The 20,636-nt window shown below is 45.0% G+C and carries 13 protein-coding genes; 11 read left to right on the top strand and 2 right to left on the bottom strand.

Annotated elements, in window-relative coordinates:
• Positions 1 to 309 precede the first annotated feature (309 nt).
• The 5 genes from L990_RS14310 (at position 310) to cbiD (ending at position 8,538) form a co-directional block, all read left to right on the top strand.
• Entirely contained in the window at positions 310 to 1,008 is a 699-nt protein-coding gene (locus tag L990_RS14310; protein ID WP_047450784.1) for a precorrin-2 C(20)-methyltransferase, read from the top strand.
• Positions 1,009 to 1,706: 698 nt separating this feature from the next.
• Positions 1,707 to 3,113, top strand: coding sequence for a precorrin-3B C(17)-methyltransferase (cobJ, locus tag L990_RS14305; RefSeq protein ID WP_047450783.1), 1,407 nt, complete (start codon positions 1,707 to 1,709; stop codon positions 3,111 to 3,113).
• 477 nt (positions 3,114 to 3,590) lie between these two features.
• Positions 3,591 to 4,787, top strand: a complete 1,197-nt coding sequence (gene cbiE, locus L990_RS14300; protein WP_047450781.1) for a precorrin-6y C5,15-methyltransferase (decarboxylating) subunit CbiE — start codon at positions 3,591 to 3,593, stop codon at positions 4,785 to 4,787.
• Positions 4,788 to 4,927: 140 nt separating this feature from the next.
• Entirely contained in the window at positions 4,928 to 6,715 is a 1,788-nt protein-coding gene (gene cobM / locus L990_RS14295) for a precorrin-4 C(11)-methyltransferase (protein WP_047450779.1), read from the top strand.
• Positions 6,712 to 8,538 (top strand): cobalt-precorrin-5B (C(1))-methyltransferase CbiD, encoded by a 1,827-nt coding sequence (gene cbiD / locus L990_RS14290; protein WP_047450777.1) that lies wholly within the window; start codon positions 6,712 to 6,714, stop codon positions 8,536 to 8,538. The genes cobM and cbiD overlap by 4 nt, the downstream gene beginning before the upstream one ends.
• A 172-nt stretch (positions 8,539 to 8,710) precedes the next feature.
• Here the strand turns inward: cbiD and L990_RS14285 are convergent, their stop codons facing one another.
• The gene (locus L990_RS14285; RefSeq protein ID WP_047450775.1) at positions 8,711 to 9,232 is read right to left on the bottom strand and encodes an NAD(P)H-dependent oxidoreductase; all 522 of its coding nucleotides are present in this window, start codon (positions 9,230 to 9,232) and stop codon (positions 8,711 to 8,713) included.
• A gap of 253 nt (positions 9,233 to 9,485) precedes the next feature.
• On the opposite strand from L990_RS14285, the gene L990_RS19385 reads away from it, so the two are divergent.
• Positions 9,486 to 10,178: a hypothetical protein gene (locus L990_RS19385; RefSeq protein ID WP_052181041.1), complete on the top strand. Its 693-nt coding sequence runs from the start codon at positions 9,486 to 9,488 to the stop codon at positions 10,176 to 10,178.
• 81 nt (positions 10,179 to 10,259) lie between these two features.
• Here the strand turns inward: L990_RS19385 and L990_RS14275 are convergent, their stop codons facing one another.
• Positions 10,260 to 11,546: a DEAD/DEAH box helicase gene (locus tag L990_RS14275; RefSeq protein ID WP_047450773.1), complete on the bottom strand. Its 1,287-nt coding sequence runs from the start codon at positions 11,544 to 11,546 to the stop codon at positions 10,260 to 10,262.
• 585 nt (positions 11,547 to 12,131) lie between these two features.
• Between L990_RS14275 and L990_RS14270 the strand changes: the two genes are divergently transcribed.
• From L990_RS14270 to L990_RS14250, 5 genes are all read left to right on the top strand, one after another.
• Positions 12,132 to 12,737: an RNA polymerase sigma-70 factor gene (locus L990_RS14270; RefSeq protein ID WP_047450771.1), complete on the top strand. Its 606-nt coding sequence runs from the start codon at positions 12,132 to 12,134 to the stop codon at positions 12,735 to 12,737.
• Positions 12,738 to 12,778: 41 nt separating this feature from the next.
• A complete protein-coding gene (locus tag L990_RS14265) occupies positions 12,779 to 13,768 on the top strand; it encodes a FecR domain-containing protein (RefSeq protein WP_047450769.1) in 990 nt (329 codons plus the stop codon).
• 271 nt (positions 13,769 to 14,039) lie between these two features.
• Positions 14,040 to 17,606: a SusC/RagA family TonB-linked outer membrane protein gene (locus L990_RS14260; RefSeq protein ID WP_047450767.1), complete on the top strand. Its 3,567-nt coding sequence runs from the start codon at positions 14,040 to 14,042 to the stop codon at positions 17,604 to 17,606.
• Positions 17,607 to 17,617: 11 nt separating this feature from the next.
• Positions 17,618 to 19,051: a RagB/SusD family nutrient uptake outer membrane protein gene (locus L990_RS14255; RefSeq protein WP_047450765.1), complete on the top strand. Its 1,434-nt coding sequence runs from the start codon at positions 17,618 to 17,620 to the stop codon at positions 19,049 to 19,051.
• A 69-nt stretch (positions 19,052 to 19,120) separates the two neighbouring features.
• Positions 19,121 to 20,272 carry a thioredoxin family protein gene (locus tag L990_RS14250; protein ID WP_047450762.1) on the top strand — a complete coding sequence of 384 codons (1,152 nt, stop codon included), beginning with the start codon at positions 19,121 to 19,123 and terminating at the stop codon, positions 20,270 to 20,272.
• The last annotated feature ends 364 nt before the right edge of the window (positions 20,273 to 20,636 follow it).

The following is a 20,636-nucleotide window of genomic DNA, read 5'->3' as shown; positions in this document are numbered from 1 at the left end:
TTAGATGAAGTTAAACGGAGGTAGATGGAAGATATTTATTAGAAGTTATACTGAAGTTATACTGAAGTTAAACGGAGGTATGCGGAAGTTAGAGAAGGCAGAGAAAGCAGAGAAGTTGAACAGAAGTTTAGATGAAGTTAATCGGAGATAGACTGAAGTTAGAGAAGTCAAAGAAGTTAGAGAAGGCATATCGCACATCTCATATCTCATATCGCATATCTCACATCTCATATCTCACATCTCATATCTCATACTGTGCCCTCTGTGTCTCCGTGTCTCTGTGTTGAAAAAAGAAATAAAATAAACCCAATGAATACGCTATATCCAATAACAGGCGTCGGCCTTGGTCCTGGCGACCCCGACCTGATAACCGTAAAGGGGCTACGTATGCTCCAGCTGGCCGATGTAATATTCTACCCGGCAACCAGCATGGCCGATGGTAGGGCTAGCAGCTTCTCGCTGCCTATCCTACAAAAGCTCGACATGGCGCATAAGGCCATTCCGCTAAGCCTACCAATGGGGGCCGAGGATCGCGAGCGCAACTACCTCGAAGCCTACTCCATCATCCGAAAGGAGTACGAAAAGGGGCTTAAGGTGGTGGTGGTAAGCGAGGGCGATATCCTCTTCTACAGCACCTTTGGTTACATCCTAAAGCTCATACGGCAGGATAGGATTCCGTTTTACCTTATCCCGGGGATGCCCGCCTTTGTGCACGGCGCATCGGAGATGGGGCTACCGCTGGTTGAGGGTAACGGACGCTTTTCGGTTATTGCGCTGCCTAGCACCTTTACCGAGATAGAGCAGAAGCTAACAGGCAATGAGGCGCTGGTGGTGATGAAGCCAAAAGTGCTGGATGGCTGGTACAATTTCCTAAAGGGGATTGAGCGACCATTCTTCTATGCCGAATATCTGGGTACAGGCAAGCAGTTTGTAACCTCCTGCGCCGACGACCTGAAGGAACGAACCATACCCTACTTCGCCGTGGTGATATTCCCAAGCTTTAAGTAGTGATGGAGAAGGATATTTATACAGAAGTTATACAGAAGGTAGACGGGAGTTAAACAGAAGTTACATGAAGGTTGGGACGTAAAAGGAGTTAGAAGAAGTTAGAGAATGGTGGTTATCTCACATCGCACATCTCACATCTCACATCTCACATCTCACATCTCATATCTATATCCCTGTGCCCTCTGCGTCTCCGTGTCTCTGGGTTTAAAAAAGAAGTTATACGGAGGTAAACGGAAGTTAGACGGGAGTTACATGAAGGCTGGGAAGTAAAAGGAGTTAGAAGAAGTTAGAGAATGGTGGTTATCTCATATCTCATATCTCATATCTCAAATCTCATGTCTCATATCTAAACCCCTGTGCCCTCTGTGTCTCCGTGTCTCTGTGTTTAAATGGGGATGAATAAGGCAGCCGCACGGCAGTAAACCATTTGGGAAGGTAAATGCTCCATTGCCGCACGGCAGTAGACCATTTAGGAAGGTAAATGCTCCGTTGCCGCACGGCAGTAGATCATTTGGGAAGGGAAATGCTCCGTTGCCGCACGGCAGCAGACCATTTGGGAAGGTAAATGCTCCGTTGCCGCACGGCAGTAAACCATTTGGGAAGGGAAATGTTCCACTGCCGCACGGCAGTAAGGAGAAAGATGTAGGCAATTTATAGAATAGGCTTATGCCTAATGGAAACGAGAAAAAAATTATGCTATGGCAAGTAAAATATATGTAGTTGGGATTGGTCCCGGCTCTAGCGAGCAAATCACGCCACAGGCGGTGGCGGCCATCGGTGCTTCCGATGTTATTGTGGGGTACAAGCTGTACCTAAAGCTGATATCCACCCTAATAGGGGAGAAGGAGACCTGCGGCACGGGCATGAAAAAGGAGCGCGAGCGCGCCGTGGCAGCCTTCGATATGGCTAGGCTTGGGAAGACGGTTGCCGTGGTTAGCAGCGGCGACTCGGGCGTGTACGGCATGGCCTCGCTGATGTGGGAGATGAAGCTGCAGAACGCCGCCGACGATGTGGAGATTGAGGTGGTACCCGGTATTAGCGCCATGTTTGCAGGCGCTGCCCTGCTGGGGGCGCCGCTTGGCCACGATTTCTGCTCCATCTCCCTAAGCGATCTGCTCACCCCTTGGCAAACCATCGAGCGCAGGATTGAGGCTGCCGCATCTGCCGACTTTGTGACGGCGGTGTACAACCCCTACAGCCACGATCGCTACTGGCAGCTCAGCCGCCTAAAGGAAATCTTCCTGCAGCATCGCTCGCCCGACACCCCCGTAGGGCTGGCCCACCATGTGGGTAGGGAGCAGCAGAGTACCGAGGTGGTGCGCTTGGCCGATTTACGCGCCGACATGGCCGATATGTTCACGGTGGTGATTATTGGCAACAGCCAATCTAAATATAAGGATAACGTTATTGTAACCCCTCGGGGCTACTATTCCGAGGAGCAAAAGTCGGAGGATAATGTTGGTAGGATGATTATGAACGAGAGCTTCAGAACGATTCTTTCGGAGCTGGATGCTACGGGCATGAGCCTAGAGCACCTGTGGGCATCGCTGCACTGCATCCATACCACGGCTGACTTCAGCGTTGCCAAGATGCTTTACCTCACCGATGGGGTTATCGAGTCGCTGCATAAAAAGTTTTTCTCGGGTAGGCCGCCTGTGGTGGTTACCGATGTGCGCATGGTGACAAGCGGTATCCGCAAGGCAATGGTCGATAAGCTGGGGATAGAGGTAAAGTGCTACCTCGACGATCCTCGCGTAGCGGTGATGGCCGCACAGGGCAACATCACCCGCACGCAGGCAGGGGTACAGCTGGCCGTGGAGGAGCATCCCGATGCGCTTTACGCCTTTGGTAACGCGCCTACAGCGCTTATCGAGCTCACCAAGCATATCCGTAGGGGCTCCGCGCAGCCCTGTGGCGTAGTGGCGGCACCCGTTGGCTTTGTCAACGTTAAGGAGTCGAAGTGGAGGTTGAAGTACGGCTGCAGCCAAATCCCGGCTATAATTGTAGAGGGACGAAAGGGCGGAAGCAACGTGGCGGCCACCATCATCAACGCCATCCTCTCGTGGGACGAGGCCGAGGCCATGCATCCCGGCGAGGGAGTGTAGTGGCAGAAGAGAATACAGAAGTTATACGGAGGTAGACAGAAGTTATACGGAAGTTAAACGGAGATATGCGGAAGTTAGAAGAAGTTACAGGATAAGCACAGCGGTTATTAAACGCCAGTCCCCCTTGGATAAGGGGGCAGGGGGATGGACGCTGATGAGAAACTCGGAAGAGGAAGTTAAACGGAGGTAGACAGAAGTTATACGGAAGTTAAACGAAGGTATGCGGAAGTTAGAAGAAGTTAGAAGAAGTTAGAGAATTCAGAGAAGACAGAGAAGTAAAGAAGTTATAGAAGTCAAAGAAGTTTAAAGAATGGCTATCTCACATCTCATATCTCATATCGCACATCTCACATCGCACATCTCACATCTCACATCGCATATCTCATATCTCATATCTCACATCTAAATCCCTGTTCCCTCTGTGTCTCCGTGTTTCTGTGTTTAATTTGTATTTTTCGTGATACTAAAAATAGAACCATGCATCTAACCATCATAGGAATATCAGACGAGAATACGCCCATTTTTAGCAGCGAGGTAAAGGAGCGGCTAGTGGGCGATGGCGTACGCTTTGCCGGAGGCGAGCGGCATCGCGAGCTGGTAGAGGCGCAGCTTCCAGCCAACGCCTCTTGGACAAACATAACCGTTCCGCTGGCTCCATTCCTTCAGAAGATGAGGGAACGTGATGGCGCATGGGTGGTGTTTGCCTCTGGCGATCCTCTTTTCTTTGGCATTGGAAATACGCTGCGTAGGGAGTTTCCTGATGCAACCGTAGAGGTATTTCCAACCTTTAACTCGCTGCAGCTGCTGGCGCATAGGCTGCTGCTACCCTACGGAACAGCCTCGGTGGTAACGCTTACAGGCAGGCCGTGGCAGGCGTTGGATAAGGCTTTAGTTGATAATCAAAAGCTGATTGCCGTGCTTACCGATAAGGTAAAAACGCCTAGTACCATTGCCCAGCGGATGCTTACTTTTGGTTACGCCAACTACACGATGTTTCTGGGCGAAAAGCTTGGTGGTAGCGAAGAACGGGTTAGAGAGCTATCGTTGGAGGAGGCTTTAACGGCTGATTTTATCCACCCCAACTGCTTGTACCTGCAGCAGGATGCCACACGCCCCATTCGTCAGGGTATTCCCGATGCCGAGTTTCAAACGCTCGAAGGTCGGCCAAAGATGATGACCAAGATGGCCGTTAGGCTGGCATCGCTGGCGGCAATGGATATCCGTAACCGTAGCGTGCTTTGGGACGTTGGTGCCTGTACGGGCAGCATCTCCATCGAGGCTAAGCTGATGAACCCTCTGCTCGACGTCCACTCCTTTGAGGTGCGTGAGGAGAGTGCAGCCATTGTTGCCGCCAACGCCCGCAAGTTTGGCGCACCGCTTACCTACCATGGTGGCGATTTTGGAGGTGCAGATATCAGCGCAATTCCAAAACCCGATGCGGTGTTCCTAGGCGGCTATGGAGGAAAGATGGAGCTGCTACTCGACAAGGTTAACACCGTACTTGCTGATGGAGGCATTATAGGCTTTAATGCCGTAAGCGATACCAGCCTTGGGCAGTTTGCCGCTTGGGCTGAGTCGAATGGCTACCAGCAGCAAGCCTCATCAACCATAAAGGTAGACGAGCACAATGCTATAACGGTGGTGGTGGTTTCTAAGAAGTTAAACGGAAGTTAAACGGAGATGGACAGAATATAGAGAACTTAGAGAAGTCAGAGAAGTTAAAAGAATGGCTATCGCACATCTCATATCGCACATCTCATATCGCACATCTCACATCTCACATCTCATATCGCAATACTAATAAAAAAGATAAAATGAACGCAATAGTAACCTATTCGGAGGCAGGGGCGGCACTAGCACAAAAGCTGGTGGAGCAAGGCTTTGCTGCCGATTTATATACCCCTAGTACCGTAGAGGTGCATGGTGCTGCCGCATTGGCCGAGCAGCTGTTTGCCAAGTATAGCGCCATTGTCTACATCGGCTCGTTGGGGATATGCGTAAGGGCGATTGCCCCCTCGCTTCGAAGCAAGAAGAGCGATCCTGCAATAGTCAACATAGACGTAAATGGACGCTACGTGCAGCCTGTTATTTCGGGACATGTGGGTGGTGCCAACGACTTGGCGCAAGAGCTGGCCAGACTGCTAGGTGCAACGCCAATTCTCACTACAGTGAGCGACACTACCGAGCGTTGGTCGCTCGATATGTTCCCTAAACAGTTTGGCTGGATGTTGGAGCCTACGCGAAATCTCACGCACCTAATGGCAGCCTTTGTAAATGGTAAGCCAACCGTGCTGCTGCTCGAGGTTCGCGACGAGGGTACGCTGATGCTGGAGAATAGCCTGCCTAACAATGTCACCGTTTTTTATAATCATAGCGAAATCGAAATTGCGAAGTACGAGGTGGTGATTGCCGTTACCCCTTTCGTAAGAGATTTGGGCGAACGGGTGCTCTGCTTTCGTCCAAAGGTCTTGCATCTGGGAACGGGCAGCCAAAAGGGTATTTCGTCGGCTCCTTACGCTCAGCAGGTGGAGCAGCTGCTGTTGGAGAATGGCCTATCGCCGCTCTCTATAGCCTCCATTGGTTCGGTGGATATCAAAAAAGAGGAGCAGGCGTTTATTGATTTTGCTGATAGCCGCCATGTTCCGTTTGCTACCTTCACGAAGGAGGTGCTAAGCGCCTACGACGTTCCCAATCCATCGGAGCGGGTGGAGAGCGAGGTGGGTTGCAGCAGCGTTTCGGAGGCGGTTGCCATGCATCTGTCTAAAAACAGCCTGCTTTTGGGTAAGGTTAAGGCCGAGGTCGACGGCAAGCACTTTACGCTATCGGTAGCCATCGATAGGAGGTTCGAACGTAAGGGCTTTGTGGAGATTGTGGGGGCTGGTCCAGGCGACCCCAAGCTGGTTACCGTTAGGGGAAAGGAGCTGCTTCAGGTGGCCGACCTTATTCTGTATGCCGGAAGCTTGGTGCCCAAGGAGCTAACCTACTACGCTAAAAAAGGCTGCTTGGTACGCAGTTCGGCCGATATGGACCTTCAGCAGCAGGTCGATTTAATGGAGGAGTACTACCGTAAAGGGCTGCTTATTGTCCGCCTTCATACGGGCGATCCCTGCATCTATGGTGCCATACAGGAGCAGATGAGCCTAATGGACCAGCGGGGTATGAGCTACCGTATAACGCCTGGGGTGTCCTCGTTTCAGGCGGCAGCGGCTGCGCTACAATCGCAGTTTACCATACCTGAGGAGGTGCAAACCATCATCCTTACCCGTGGTGAAGGGCGTACGCCAGTACCCGAGCGCGAGCAGCTTCGTAACTTGGCTCGCTCGCAAAGTACCATGTGCATCTACCTAAGCGCCTCTTTGGCGGGTAAGATAGAGCAGGAGCTGCTGGAGCATTATTCACCCGAAACCCCCGTAGCCGTATGCTATAAGCTAACATGGAAGGAGGAAAAGATATACCGATGTACGCTCTCTACGCTGGAGCAAACGGTGAAGGAGAATAATCTGAGCATGACTACCCTCATTGTTGTTGGTAAGGCTATAGACAACCGTCAGGGCGAGTCGAAGCTATACGATAGAAACTTTTCTCACGCCTTTAGAAAATGATACTAGTCTTTGGAGGAACGACCGAAGGGAGGATGGTTGCCCAGCTTCTCGACATTCAGCAAATGGAGTTTTACTACTCCACCAAGCTGGGTTCGCAGCAGGATGTGCCCGGAAGGCATACTGCTGGAGCAATGAATGCCCAGCAGATTGTTGAGTTTTGTACAGCGAATGGTATCCGTCTGCTGGTTGATGCTGCGCATCCCTTTGCGGTGCAGCTGCACGAGAATATTAGCCAAGCGGCTGCTTTGCTAGGCCTCAAGGTGGTTCGTGTAGAGCGTAGGTCGCCGGAGTACGCTCTAGCCAATGTACGCTTTTTCGATTCGTGGCAAGGTATGGCGGAAGCTGCATTGGAGTCAGGTGTAGAGCCAATCCTTGCCCTAACTGGCGTGCAGACTATCGTTCCTTTAAAAGATTTATGGAGTAGCCGCAGGTGCTACTTTCGCATTCTCAATACCGTTCAGTCGGAGCAGCTGGCTCGTGCTTCGGGTATTGCCATGAGTTGGATAATTCAGGACTCCAATCCTGAGTCGGAGGAGGCGCTGATCGAGCTGGTGCGGAAAACAGATGCGCAGGTTATCCTTACAAAGGATAGCGGCTATAGCGGCGGTCTAGAGGCTAAAATTGCCGTATCTCAGCAGCTAGAAGTGCCGTTATGGGTATTGAAACGTCCATCATTACCAGCGTTCGACTATGTGGTGTACGAGCGTAAGGAGCTGCTGATGCTGCTGCTAAGGCTGAAGAAAGAGCTGCTGGCTACCGAAGAGCTAAGGCCCGGTTTTACAACTGGCACATGCGTTTGTGCAGCCGTTAAGGCCTCCATTATTGCGTTGGAAGATGGTGCATTTCCAAACGATGTTACCGTTTATTTGGCTGATGGCACACCTGCTAGGTTTGCTATTTTTCCAAATAAATTGGATGATGATGTTGCTTCTTGCTCTGTAATCAAAGATGCTGGCGACGACCCCGATGTAACTCACGCCAAAGAGGTGGGGTGTACCATTTACCGAAGGGAGGACGTAGGTGTTGAATTTAAACGTGGTGTGGGAATTGGCTTGGTAACGTTGCCTGGATTGCAGGTTGCCGTTGGCGAACCAGCAATTAACCCAGTGCCACGAACGATGATTGCACAGGTGGTGGAGGAGATGGCGCAGCACTACTCTATTACAGGTGGGTTTACCGTAGAGCCATTTGTTCCTGAGGGAGAGGAGCTAGCAAAGCGGACCTTTAATGGACGGGTGGGAGTAGAAGGTGGCATCTCGATACTTGGTACTACGGGACGTGTTTTCCCCTATTCGGCCGAGGCCTTTATGGGGGCTATCCGCCAGCAGGTAAGGGTGGCTCGGTCGTTGGGGTGTAACGAGATTGTGGCTACATCCGGAAAACGGAGCGAGTCCACGTTAAAGCCGCTCTGCGAAGGTGTTCCAGCCAATGCCTACATCCATTTTGGAAATTTTGTTGGAGAAACCATTAAGATTGCCGACGAAGAGGGTTTTGACAGGATAACCATTGGGATAATGCTAGGGAAGGCCGTTAAGCTGGCCGAAGGGCATCTCGATACGCATAGCCGTGAGGTTACCTTTAACTCTCGTTTTCTTGCAAACTTTGCGCAATCGCTGGGGTATGCCGAAGACGTTGTTGAGGCTATTAACAACCTAACGCTTGCCAATGCGGTTGTTGATCTAATACCTTTTAGTGTAGACGAACCTATTTATCAGAATATAGCCAGACAATGTCACTCGGTTTGTCAGCAAGCTGCTGGGGATCGCTTACGGGTGAGGTTGGTGCTGATTGTAGGCAATGAGGCGCCTATAGTGGTTGGATAGTCGGTTTTGTTATTTTGTATCATATAGATCGTAGTAGGTAATAAAAAAGGCTGTAAGGAACGTACCGCAGCACATATCAATAAAAGTTACCATTGTTTGTTGCAACGTGGTTACTTGTCGCAATGCGCGATACTCCTTTTTAGACAGCCTCTTTCTTTTTACCTCAGTCCTGTTAACCAAGCACTAGCTGCTTGTACTCTTTTTTAGCGACGCTAAGCTGCTCCTCTGTAGGATTCATTGCGTTGTGCAGTACTACATAGCCTATAAAATCGGCGTTTACATACTTTATGCTGACAATAACGGAGTTCAGAAAATCTTCTATCGAGAAGCCTTTGTCTCCATTCTTTTGGTAGGCATCCTCTACACCGCCCGTGGTGGTTACAATTCCGAATTTTTTACCTTTTAGCGCGTTGCCATCTGGACCGTAGGCCCATCCATAGGTAAATACCTCATCAAACCAGCTCTTGAGAATGGCTGGCGTATTAAACCAGAATGTAGGGAATTGAAGGATTATCTTGTCGAAGGAGGTTAGCAGCTCCTGCTCTTTGGCGACATCAATCTTTCCGTCTGGGTAAGCCTGTGCTAGGTTGTGGATGGTTACCTCGCTGTTGTTACCAACCTCCTCTAGCAGCGCCTTGTTGGACTTAGAGTTGAGGTGGTAAGGGTGGGCAAATACAATAAGTACTTTTTCCATATTAATTTGTTTTGTGTGATTCAGCCTTTATACAGCAGCGAATTTATTATCTTAGCATGCAATGTGCAAGAAGGGAACTTGATGTAACATACTAACTTGAAGGTAACTATTGTTAGGTATGAAGATATTGGGGAATGAAAAAAAATAAAAAAAAGTACTCAACCTAATGTTGCCGTGTTAGGTTGACTTGGTTGATCTTTATACTTACATCTTGCAGAGGCTGAGTTGAACAAAGTAAAATGGTGATATAGGAATGAAAGGAAGAGGGTTAACGATTTTGATTTTGGTGCTATGGCAGCACGTATTTGGGCAGTTTGCCGTTGTCGAAAAGGCGGACGTCATTAACGTAAAAAGTAGCGCCAGTGTCGGTAGCAGCAGCGTTGGTAGGCTGGTTGACGGCGCTGTAGTGTATTGTCTCGGTGAAGAGAAGGATGGCTGGATCTCTATTGATTATGATTTGGGAAAGCTAAGCAAGAGCGGGTTTATTCTGGGCTCGTCGGTAAAGCGGGTGGATAGCCTTCCAAAAGTCCCCTGTAGTAACCTTACTGAAACGCTGGCAACATGGAGTGCCGATTCGGTAGTGCTGACTGCTGCAACAATTCCTTTTGATCCGAAGTCTAATAAGCTCCTTTTTGTAAGAGGAACCTCTCTTAGCGAGATGACAGCACTTATCAAGATTAACGGTAAAGATATTTGGGGTACTGACGGAAATGTTCCGAAGGTTCAGTATGGTCAGCTGGTACTTCAGTATGGGCGTAAACGGGTGTTTCTTCCTACTGATAACTTGTTTGAACCGAACCTGAAGAATACAAAGGTTTACCACGATTGGAAAAATAAAAGAATCTACATATCCACCTTAAATGGAGATGGGGCTGGAGGCTATGCCGCCTTATGGATTGTAGAAAATGGGAGATTTAAGAGCTACTCGGTTACTCGTCCTTTTTAGGAGGGGAAGGTCTGTTGAACGGGCTAAAAAAGCAGGATGACCTGAATTGCCATCCTGCTTTTTTATATCTAAACATATGTATTATCTTTTCTTAGATGCTGAACGTTGACCTTCTCGCTTTTTTCTTCGGAAAAAGTCGCCGTTGGCTTTGCTGCCCCTGTAGCCTTTGCCTTTTGCTGGGGCTGGCGCAACCTTAGCGTTGTCCATAGCCTTGCTGGCTCCTAGTGCCGATGCCAAACTCACAAACGGGTGGTCGTACACCACGCGGATCTTCTTCTTTATCAGGTGCTCTATCTCGTTAAGATGCTTTACCTCTTCGGGAGCAACCAGCGAGATGGCCACCCCTTTATTTCCGGCACGTCCAGTTCGTCCAATACGGTGCACGTAGGTCTCAGGAACCTCCGGTAGCTCGTAGTTGATAACGTGAGAAAGTTGATCGACGTCAATACCGCGGGCGGCAATGTCGGTGGCAATGAGAACCTTCGTTTTTCGATCCTTAAAGTTGTTAAGGGCATTTTGGCGGGCGTTCTGCGATTTGTTTCCGTGAATGGCTTCGGCTCGAATACCCTCTTTAACCAGCGACTTAACGAGCTTATCGGATCCATGCTTGGTGCGGGCAAATACCAGCACCGATTCCACCGTCTCGTTGTTGAGTAGCGTTACCAGCAGATCTTTCTTCTGCTTAGCCTCCACAAAGTACACCAGCTGTTTAATGATATCTACGGTTGAGGACACGGGGGTAACCTCAACCCGCTGTGGCTTATGGAGCATGGCGTTGGCCAACTTTTGGATCTCGGGCGGCATGGTGGCCGAAAAAAGCAGCGTTTGACGTTTCGCTGGAATAATTTGTAGTATTCGCTTAATATCATGAATGAAACCCATATCGAGCATTCTGTCTGCCTCATCGAGGACAAAGAAATCGAGGTGAGGAACCTTTACGATGCCCTGATTGTAGAGGTCGAGTAGTCGACCCGGGGTGGCAATAAGGATATCAACCCCAGACCTTAGTAGGTTAACCTGAGGCACCTGCGAGACGCCTCCAAATACAACGGCATGCTTTAGGTTGGTGTATCGGCCGTAGGCCTCGAAGCTCTCGCCAATCTGTATGGCGAGCTCCCTTGTTGGCGTTATGATAAGGGCCTTTACCATTCTGCGCTTGCCATGCTCGGCACTCTCGGTGAGCTTTTGAATGATGGGGATGCTAAAGGCTGCCGTTTTCCCTGTGCCAGTTTGCGCACATCCTATCAGGTCGTTACCATCTAGTATCTTCGGAATAGCCTGAGCCTGTATGGGAGTTGGTGTTGTGTATTCTTGTTGTTTTAAAGCCTCTAGTATGGGCTGAATTAAGTCTAGTTGTTCAAATGTCATGCAGTACGTGTTAACCGTCTCGGTTATTCTTTATTTTGGACGGCAAAGGTAAGAACTTTAATGGAATATGCGATGAAGGACGGAAGATATTGCGGGAAGGTGTTTTAGGACGACATTGGAAGGAGTTATTTTAGGAAGTTATACGGGAGTTAAAAGAAGGCTGGAAAATTAAAGAGGTTACAGAATAAGCGAAAAACTGCCAATTGCTAGTTCGCCTTGGATAAGAAGGGATGTTGGTGAGAAACTTAGAAGAGGAATCTCCAATCTTAAACTCCAATTTGCAACTTATTGTTTATTGCAGCAAAATCAGAGAGTTAATAGGTAGATTCTCATAGGTAGATTCTCATAGGTAGCCAATTGTTGCTGAAGATTATTTATTGTGCCTATGACTATTTTTTAGTTCTGTGAGAGATACTGATATATATGGATTGTTCACAAAAAAAATGATGTGTAAATATTAAAATGCAAGGATGAGTAGTACTTCTTTGCTCAATTTTTTATTTCTTGTGAGCTGTTTACTGGGAGTTGCCTTTAATTTTTTATAGGGCAAAGGATGTGGTTTGGCTGTTACATGTTATCGGATAAATGGAACTAAATTTTTCAAATCGACTCGTAAATAAAAGACTGATTGCCGGAGATATAGAATTCTTCGAGCATCTTTATGGGGTATACTATAACAAAGCAGTCTTCTATGCTAACCAGTATTTGTTAGATACCGAAATGGCTAGAGATGTTGCTCAAGATGCTTTTATAACACTCTGGGAAAAGAGGAGAGAGATAAACCTAGAATTGAGCGTACAATCTTACATTCTTACGATTGTCAAGAATAAGTGCTTAAATATTCTTAGAAAAAGAGTTTCTGAGCGTCGGTATGCCAATAAAATCATTAAGCAAGAAGATGTGGACAACCTTTTAGCTCTTAGCGATAGCACCGCAGACGAATATTTATTGGTTGAAATCTCAGATATGGTCGAAGAGGTGTTGAATGATATGCCCGAAAAGATGAGCGCTGTTTATCGATTGCATAGGGAAAATGATCTTACTTATGATCAAATTGCTCAGCAACTTAACGTTTCTGTAAAAACGGTGGAGTATAGGATGAGTAAGGCTCTGTATTTCTTTAGGCTTAAATTCAAGGATTACTTGCCTACCTTTATCATAATTATTTTAAAAGAAGTAATAAACTCTTAGGGGAAGTATTAATATAAACGTATATATTTTTCACTCATTCGATGATGGACAAAAAGATTATAGTAAAATATGTTGAAGGTAAGGCCAGCGAAGCTGAACGGGAAACCGTATTGAAGTGGATTGGTCAAAGTGAGGAAAACCGGAAGGTATTCAATCGAATAAAAAACATATGGGTTCTAGCTAACCTTCCTAATAAGGAGGTGTCGGCTCAGGATGTGGCTCTTTTTTCAAAGCGGTTGCGTAAGAAGCAATGGCTTGGTCGTGCATATTGGGGAGGAATTGCAGCTTCGATTCTGCTTTTGGTAGGTTTCTTTACTTTTAGAACTGTTGATAGCTATCGTTCTCAGATCCATTTTTTGGAGACACAAAATATTGTACAACTTGAGTATACAACAAATAGAGGAATAAAAGGGGTTGTTACCTTACCAGATGGTAGCAGGGTGCGTCTCAACTCCGATAGCTACATAAAATGTCCTTCAAAATTTGGGTCTAAGTCGCGCAATATAGAATTTTCTGGAGAGGGCTTTTTTGAGGTGGTGAAAAATCCTGCAGTTCCAATGATTATAAATCTGGGGCATGGAATTAGCGTTAAGGTTACAGGAACAACGTTCAATTTATCATCATATAAGAATGATAAAAATATTTCTGCATTACTTCTTTCTGGTAAGATTACGATTGTAAAACAGCAACCTCATATGAATAAGGAGATTGAGGTGAAACCAAATGAGATGGTGTTGGTACAAAAATCAGATAGAACAGTTGATCTCACTACACCTAAGACGACATTCTCAACACTTGCATGGAAGGATGGATGGCTTGTTTTTGATGAAACCCCAATGAAGGAGGTTATTAAAAAATTGGAACGTTGGCATGGGGTTAGAATCATCGTAAAAGATTCGGATTTGCTCGATAAGCAGTTTACTGGGAAATTTAAGGAAGAGTCTATTTCTCAGATATTAGAGATGATGAATAAGGTTTCGCTAGTTAGGTATGAGCTAAAGGATAGCATAGTGACTCTTAGTCGCTATTAATATAAAGGAGCCTATATCTACTCCTTAAAATGCACAAAAGGGATACTTGTTGATATTTACAGCAGCAAGTATCCCTTTTTTTGAATTGTACTATATTTTTTAATCCCTTGAGTGGCTGGCTCTATTTTCTTTTCTTTTTTTTGACAATTATTTGCGCCTGATTACGAGTCGCTTTGGTCAGATACTTCCTGTTTTTTCAACAAAAGAAAATAAGTGTTTAGGGGGATGCTGTTGCCATGTGTATATAAAATACAAACAACACAATAAACCTATGGAAACTACAAACCATTTCAAGAAACAGAAGCAGTGGTTAGGCATTCGTCGATTGCTGCTTACCGTTGTGTGTATGGCTGCTAGTGCTGCGATGGCATGGGCTGGCCCTATTACTATCAATGCAAAAAATCGGGTGCTGAAAGAGGTGCTACAAGAAGTTGAAAAGCAGAGTGATCTTTCTTTTATCTATTCGTCGAGTACCGTTGATGTTAGCAAAAGGGTTACGTTTAGCTGTAAGGATCTTCCTGTCGAGGTTGCCCTCAAGCAACTTTTTGAAAAAGCAAAAATAAATTTTTCAATTGAGGGGAAGCAGGTTATTTTAACCCCTTTGAAAACCGCGAATGTCACTTCCCCATCAACAAGCACAAAGTCGAGCGGAAATCAGGTGAAAATAGTTAAGGGAAGGGTGGTTGATGAAACGGGACAGGGAATACCGGGAGCATCGGTTACCATTAAGGGGACTCCTATTGGAGTAGCAACCGATATTGATGGCAATTTTTCACTTACCCTGCCTGATAATGCAACATCTATTTTAGCATCCTTCATTGGATATACTAAGTTAGAGCAGAAGATAGATCTAAAAGGGACGCAAGTATTTTACACCCTAGAGTTAAAGCCAGAATCAAAAAGGATCGATGAGGTTGTTGTTACTGGCTACCAGACCATCTCAAAGGAAAGAGCGACAGGGTCGTTTACCGTAGTTACGCCTAAAGTGCTGGAAGGGAAATTACAAACAAGCATTCTTGATCGGTTGGAAGGGCAGGTTTCTGGTCTTTCTTCCTATAAGGGTAATCCAGTGATTCGTGGTACATCAACCATTAATGCGAATAGAGGAATTCTTTATGTGGTGGATGGTGTTCCTTATGAGGGGAGTATTGATGCAATAAACCCTGCAGACATTGTGAATGTTACAATACTTAAGGATGCTACAGCAGCATCAATTTATGGAGCTCGATCTTCAAATGGAGTTATTGTTATTACGACACGTGGTGGGGCTATAGGTAAGACCGCTGTCTCCTATTCCGGGAGCATAAAATTTCAAGGTCTTCCAGATCGCGACTATCTAAATAGAATGAGTACCTCGGAGTTTATCGATCTCCAAAAGGAAACGTTTGGAATTTACCCTATTAGCAGAGCAAATGCCAATCAGTGGCAGAATGATGTACAGGTTTTACTGATTGATCATAAAGAGAAAAAAATAACCAGCGAACAGCTTGAAGCGGGACTTAACAGTTTCCGTAGTAAGGATCGATATAATGAGGTAATAGACGAATACCTTCGAAGGAATAGCATTACGCATCAACATAACATTTCGTTTGGAGGAGGTAGCGACATTCATCGGTATAATATTTCAGCAAACTATCAGCAAGATTTACCCTATGAAAGGGAGCAAAGTCGCAATCGTGTAGGATTTAACCTAAAGAATTCGTTTAACTTCTTTAAGTGGATGAAGGCTGACGTCGGCATATTGGGTAGCAACGTCTCTTCCGATTATGATAACGGAGTGTTAGGAATGAATATTTTGAATGGAGGACCTGCTTCATACTATACTCTTAGAGATGAAAATGGGAATCCGAAACAGTGGTACAATATGGATGGCAGCACTAAGTCGCAGAAAGAAATCGATAGACTTAATGCGTTGGGCTTACTCGACGAGACTTATATTCCGTTGAACCAAATGGCATCTCGCCATTATACGGCCAAGAGCAACTACTTAAACATGAATTTTGGGGTGAACTTTAAGCTCTACGATGGCTTAACTGCAGATATTCGCTACCAAAATGAGCGTACCGATGGCTATAGCCAGCAGTACGATACCAAGAACTCCAACAAGGTAAAACGAATGATTAACGATGCTACCCAAATATTTAAAGATGGTAGTGTTCGAAATAATATTCCTCAAGGAGGGCAACTGCTTAAGAATGATTATACGAGTAACTCGTATACTTTACGCGGACAGCTCAACTATACCAATACATTTAAAGATGTTCACGAAATACAGGCTATTGCAGGAGCAGAACGTAGGCAGGTGGTTAACAAGTCGGAGGGGGTATACCGTGTAGGGTATGACGACCAAACTCTAGTATACAGTCCTTTCGATGAGCTTATGATGAATAAGCCAATAGTTGCGGCAGATGGGGATCCTAATTCAGCACCTCAAAGTCAAACTAGAAAGTTTTTTTACTCTAACTTTAGGCCAGATTCTGAATCTCTTAAATACAGAGAGAAGGACAATCGCTACCTATCGTACTACGCCAACGTCTCGTATACTTATAATAGAAGGGCTACCTTAAACGGTAGTATTCGAGTGGATCAATCTGATCTTTTTGGTACTGATTTTAAGAATCAATTTAAACCTTTATGGTCTTTAGGTGCACATTACGTGATTCTCGAGGATAGATTTGGATGGTTGGACAGACTGGTAGGACGTTTAACCTATGGTATTAATGGAAATGTTGCTAAAGAAACAGGACCTTATACGATTGTGGTGGATGATGCAAATAACAATATGACTAATGAAAACCAAACCTACGTGCAATCTCCTCCTAATTCTATGTTACGATGGGAAAAAACTCAGGTAACGAATGTTGCTGTAGATTTTGCAACCTTTAAGAATAGGCTTTCCGGGTCAATTGAATTCTATAACAAGAAAAGTACAGATCTTTTGGGCCAGTTTTCTATTGATCCTACCCTCGGATGGAGTTCTGTCTTAATGAACTATGCTAGCATGTATAATAGGGGTGTAGAACTTAATCTGAATAGTACAAATATTAAGGTAAAGGATTTTACATGGACTACCAACTTCATTTTTGGATACACTAAAAATGAGATTACAGCGGTTGAAGCAAGTTCGGAATCAGCTTACAGTTATTACTCTGGTACAAATATAAGAAAAGGGTATCCAATGGGAGCTTTGTTTAGTGTTAGGTACAAAGGGTTGGACGACAAAGGGATTCCTATGGCATATAAGAAAGACGGAACAGTTGTAAAGCGAGCAGACCAGCTGAGTAAGGAGGATTTAGTTTATTCAGGAACCACAACACCTCCCTATAATGCCTCCTTAAGCAATCGCATTACTTATAAGGGATTTGACTTGTCGTTTATGTTTATCTACTATGGTGGTAATGTTATGCGCGATGTAAAGGCAAAAATGCTGTTCACCTCTCATCCTGTTTACTATACCAGCAATATGGATAAGGATATGATGAATTTTTGGAGAAAGCCAGGTGATGAAAATGATCCAAATATGAATCCTGCTTTTGCATTTGGAAACTCAACGGCTAGGGCTGCTACTGATATTTGGGGGGCTGCCGATAAGCATATTCAAAAAGGAGATTACATTAAGCTTCGTGATTTGACGCTGGGATATACTATTCCTTCTAGCGTTCTCAAGAAAGCAATGGTTCAATCGGTAAGGGTAAACTTCCAAGCTCAAAATATTTGGAAATGGGTTGCCAATGATGCGGGCTTAGATCCTGAAGTATGGAATGGTAGCTCACTTTCACCTTCGCGAGGTGTCCTTTATCCTGCAACATACACGTTAGGTCTTTCTGTTAACTTTTAATGACTGTCGCAATGAGAAAAATAGCATATTTCCTTTTTTTAGGGATAATTCTACTTCAGGGATGTAGTGATTTTTTGGAGAATAAGCCTAAAGGGATTACCATCCCATCGGTTTTTCAGGACTACCAAAAGCTAATGTCTAGTGTATCCTTAACACGTGTGGGGAGCATCTATCCAATGTTCTTAACTGACGACGTGCACCTACTTTTTAACGTTAAAACAGCAGATAGCTACAACTTTGCCAATAAAAGCGAGGTGCAACGAAATACCTACTCATTTAAAGCAGGTCAGCTATTTACTCCAGGTCAATCGGATGGACTATGGAATAGCCTGTACGATCAGATTTTTACCTATAATACGGTAATTAATGAGGTAATGAGCGTACCCGATGCCTCTGAAAAAGAAAAATTAAGGCTGAGATCGGAGGCGCTAGTTGCTCGTGCATTCCAGTACTATATTTTGGTTAACGCATATGCAAATCAATATGACGCGACAACAGCATCTAAAGACTATGGTGTACCATTAATTTTGGTAGCAAATATAAACCAGAAGGTACATCGTAGTACGGTTGCCCAGGTATACAAGCAAATTGAAGATGATTTGAAGGAGGCTCTTCCAAATCTTAAAGATAGGGCTGCCTTTGTAACCTACCCTTCGAAGGCTGCAGTTTACTCTTTCTTCGCACGTCTTTACTTAACAATGGGAAAATACGAGATGGCGCTTGAGAATGCGAAGCTGGCGCTAGGGGTGAAAAGTAGTCTTTACGACCATAAGCCGTATGTTGTAAATGATGTAACCACTTGGGGACGTATTGTGGGTGTTAATGGAGGTACATTTCTTTACGATATTGATAACCCAGAATGCATATACCTGCGTAATGTAAGCGAGCAGATAAGTAATACCTGCTGCGTAAGCGTAGATTTGAAGAATGTTTTCAAAAAAGATTTACCAGATGGTGCTGTCGACATGAGGCGTGCGCTGTTCTATGCCGATGATAAGGTAAACTATGGAGGCACCCCTTTAGCTTTTCCTGGAGAGACAACATTTGGGCCTTGGATTAATCATAACTATGGTTTTACAACATCCGAGAATATGCTTATTGCAGCTGAATGCGAAGCCAGAATTGGATCTAAGGATAAGGCAATTGAATACTTAAATACGCTAAGAGATTCGCGCATAAAGAGTAATCAACCTCTTTCTGCTCTTGATAAAGAGGATGCTCTTTTAAAGGTGTTGGATGAAAGACGAAGAGAGTTTGCTTTTGTTGGCTATCATCGTCTGTTTGACCTGAAGCGACTTAATAGGGAGGAACGATTTAAAAAATCGGTTATTCACAATGTAGAAGGTGTAGAGTTTACTCTAAAACCAAATGACAATAGGTACATTCTGCCCGTAAGCCAGGAGGTGTTGGATTTTAATCCAGATATGCCACAGTACGAGCGTTAGGCAACAAAATAAGACAATCAAATCCAAAGTAGGCGATGTAAATCGCCTACTTAAAATAACGACATTAACATGAATAAACTTGTAATCATTTTTTGTATTCTACTTTCAATTGGTGCTAGCGCTCAGGAAGGTATTCAATTCGACCATTCCTCATGGAATGAGGTAAAGGCTAAGGCCGCAAAAGAAAATAAGCTCATATTTGTTGACTTCTATACGCAATGGTGTGGTCCATGTCTTGCCATGGCCGAGGATGTATTTGTGTTGGAAAGCGTTGGTAATTTTTTCAATGCTAACTTTATCAATGCAAAGATAGATGCAGAAAATGGAGAGGGTATTGAGCTTGCCAAGCGTTATGGCGTGAGGTCGTATCCTACATTTGCATTTATTGATCCTAAAACCGATCAGGCTGTTCATACTTCCGGTAGTCGTCAGGACAAGGAAACATTTCTGTTTACAGCAAAATCGGCTCTCGATCCGCAGAAGCGCTCAATCTTTTTAGAAGAGCAGATGAAAAAAGGGAATTCAAGCCCTGAATTTCTCATGGATTTTGCTTGCTATGCAGCATCGCGCTATAATAGAGATGCCGTTGATAAAATTGCAGAAACACTAGCAAAAACATCTGGTTACTCGTTGGAAAATGAAAAGGTATGGGCCCTTTTTAGTAAATCGATTTCAGGACGTAGCAGCTCCTATTTTAAGGAATTGGTGAATAATTATGCTTCATTATCTAAGAAATATGGACAAAAAGCTGTTGATGGTAAGTTGTTTAAGGAGTTTAATTTCTGTCCTGATGAGGCCGAATTCGATGCCGTTCCTAGTTTCAAGGGGAAAGATTTCTTGAAGCAAAAGAACAAGGCTGATAAGCTAGTGAAGGAAAAGAAGTTTAATGAGGCTGCTTTGGTAATTGATCCACTTATGGCAAATCCAGGAGATTATAAGGATGAACTTTGTGTTTTTCTCTACTTTACTTCTCGGATGATTTGGTATGGTGAATATCCTGAATATTGGGTGAAAAAGTGTCTTTCATATGCCCAGTATGCTGCTTACAACTATTCAGATAGGAGAGACGTAACCTACCATCATGAGTATGCATTACAGCTTGAGCGTATGCTAAAAGCGATGCCAGATGCGGTTAAGTATATCCCCGAAAGTATACTAAAAGCGGGTAGTAGAGATTATAACTTACGATCACCGCTGCTAAAAAGTAAACCCGTTAAGTAGTGTATTCGTGCACATTGAAATTTGCCCCTTTAAATGTCACAGATAAGTAGCGTGACTACCCCAAAAATTAACTTTAAAAATTGGGCTGTTTTGAATTTAAGAAACAGCCTGATTTTTCACCCTATTTCAATTATTTCGTTATAACTCGGTAGTTATTAGAGAACTTTACTTGCAGGTGCATGTTGGATTGCACCATGCTGATGCTCTTGCTGTTCTCATTAGCAACAAAAAAAAGTAAAATGAAGAAGTTGTTTCTAACGACCCTAGCATGCTTAGTGCTCTCAATAGGCATGGCCTTTGCCCAGCTTTCCGACCCCGTATCGTGGGCGATGAAGAGCAAGAAGGTAGGCGCCGATGAGTTTGA

This window comes from Alistipes sp. ZOR0009 (genome assembly GCF_000798815.1).
Taxonomy (GTDB): domain Bacteria; phylum Bacteroidota; class Bacteroidia; order Bacteroidales; family ZOR0009; genus Acetobacteroides.
Note: the sequence above shows the minus strand (reverse complement) of the source record. Positions and strands in the feature narration are given on the sequence as shown.

Bases quoted from the DNA above. Each gene is read 5' to 3' on its own strand.
- cbiD (WP_047450777.1), top strand. From the start codon at position 6,712: ATGATACTAGTCTTTGGAGGAACGACCGAAGGGAGGATGGTTGCCCAG.
- L990_RS14270 (WP_047450771.1), top strand. From the start codon at position 12,132: ATGGAACTAAATTTTTCAAATCGACTCGTAAATAAAAGACTGATTGCC.
- cobJ (WP_047450783.1), top strand. From the start codon at position 1,707: ATGGCAAGTAAAATATATGTAGTTGGGATTGGTCCCGGCTCTAGCGAG.
- L990_RS14265 (WP_047450769.1), top strand. From the start codon at position 12,779: ATGATGGACAAAAAGATTATAGTAAAATATGTTGAAGGTAAGGCCAGC.
- L990_RS19385 (WP_052181041.1), top strand. From the start codon at position 9,486: ATGAAAGGAAGAGGGTTAACGATTTTGATTTTGGTGCTATGGCAGCAC.
- L990_RS14310 (WP_047450784.1), top strand. From the start codon at position 310: ATGAATACGCTATATCCAATAACAGGCGTCGGCCTTGGTCCTGGCGAC.
- cobM (WP_047450779.1), top strand. From the start codon at position 4,928: ATGAACGCAATAGTAACCTATTCGGAGGCAGGGGCGGCACTAGCACAA.
- L990_RS14260 (WP_047450767.1), top strand. From the start codon at position 14,040: ATGGAAACTACAAACCATTTCAAGAAACAGAAGCAGTGGTTAGGCATT.
- L990_RS14275 (WP_047450773.1), bottom strand. From the start codon at position 11,546: ATGACATTTGAACAACTAGACTTAATTCAGCCCATACTAGAGGCTTTA.
- L990_RS14285 (WP_047450775.1), bottom strand. From the start codon at position 9,232: ATGGAAAAAGTACTTATTGTATTTGCCCACCCTTACCACCTCAACTCT.
- cbiE (WP_047450781.1), top strand. From the start codon at position 3,591: ATGCATCTAACCATCATAGGAATATCAGACGAGAATACGCCCATTTTT.
- L990_RS14250 (WP_047450762.1), top strand. From the start codon at position 19,121: ATGAATAAACTTGTAATCATTTTTTGTATTCTACTTTCAATTGGTGCT.
- L990_RS14255 (WP_047450765.1), top strand. From the start codon at position 17,618: ATGAGAAAAATAGCATATTTCCTTTTTTTAGGGATAATTCTACTTCAG.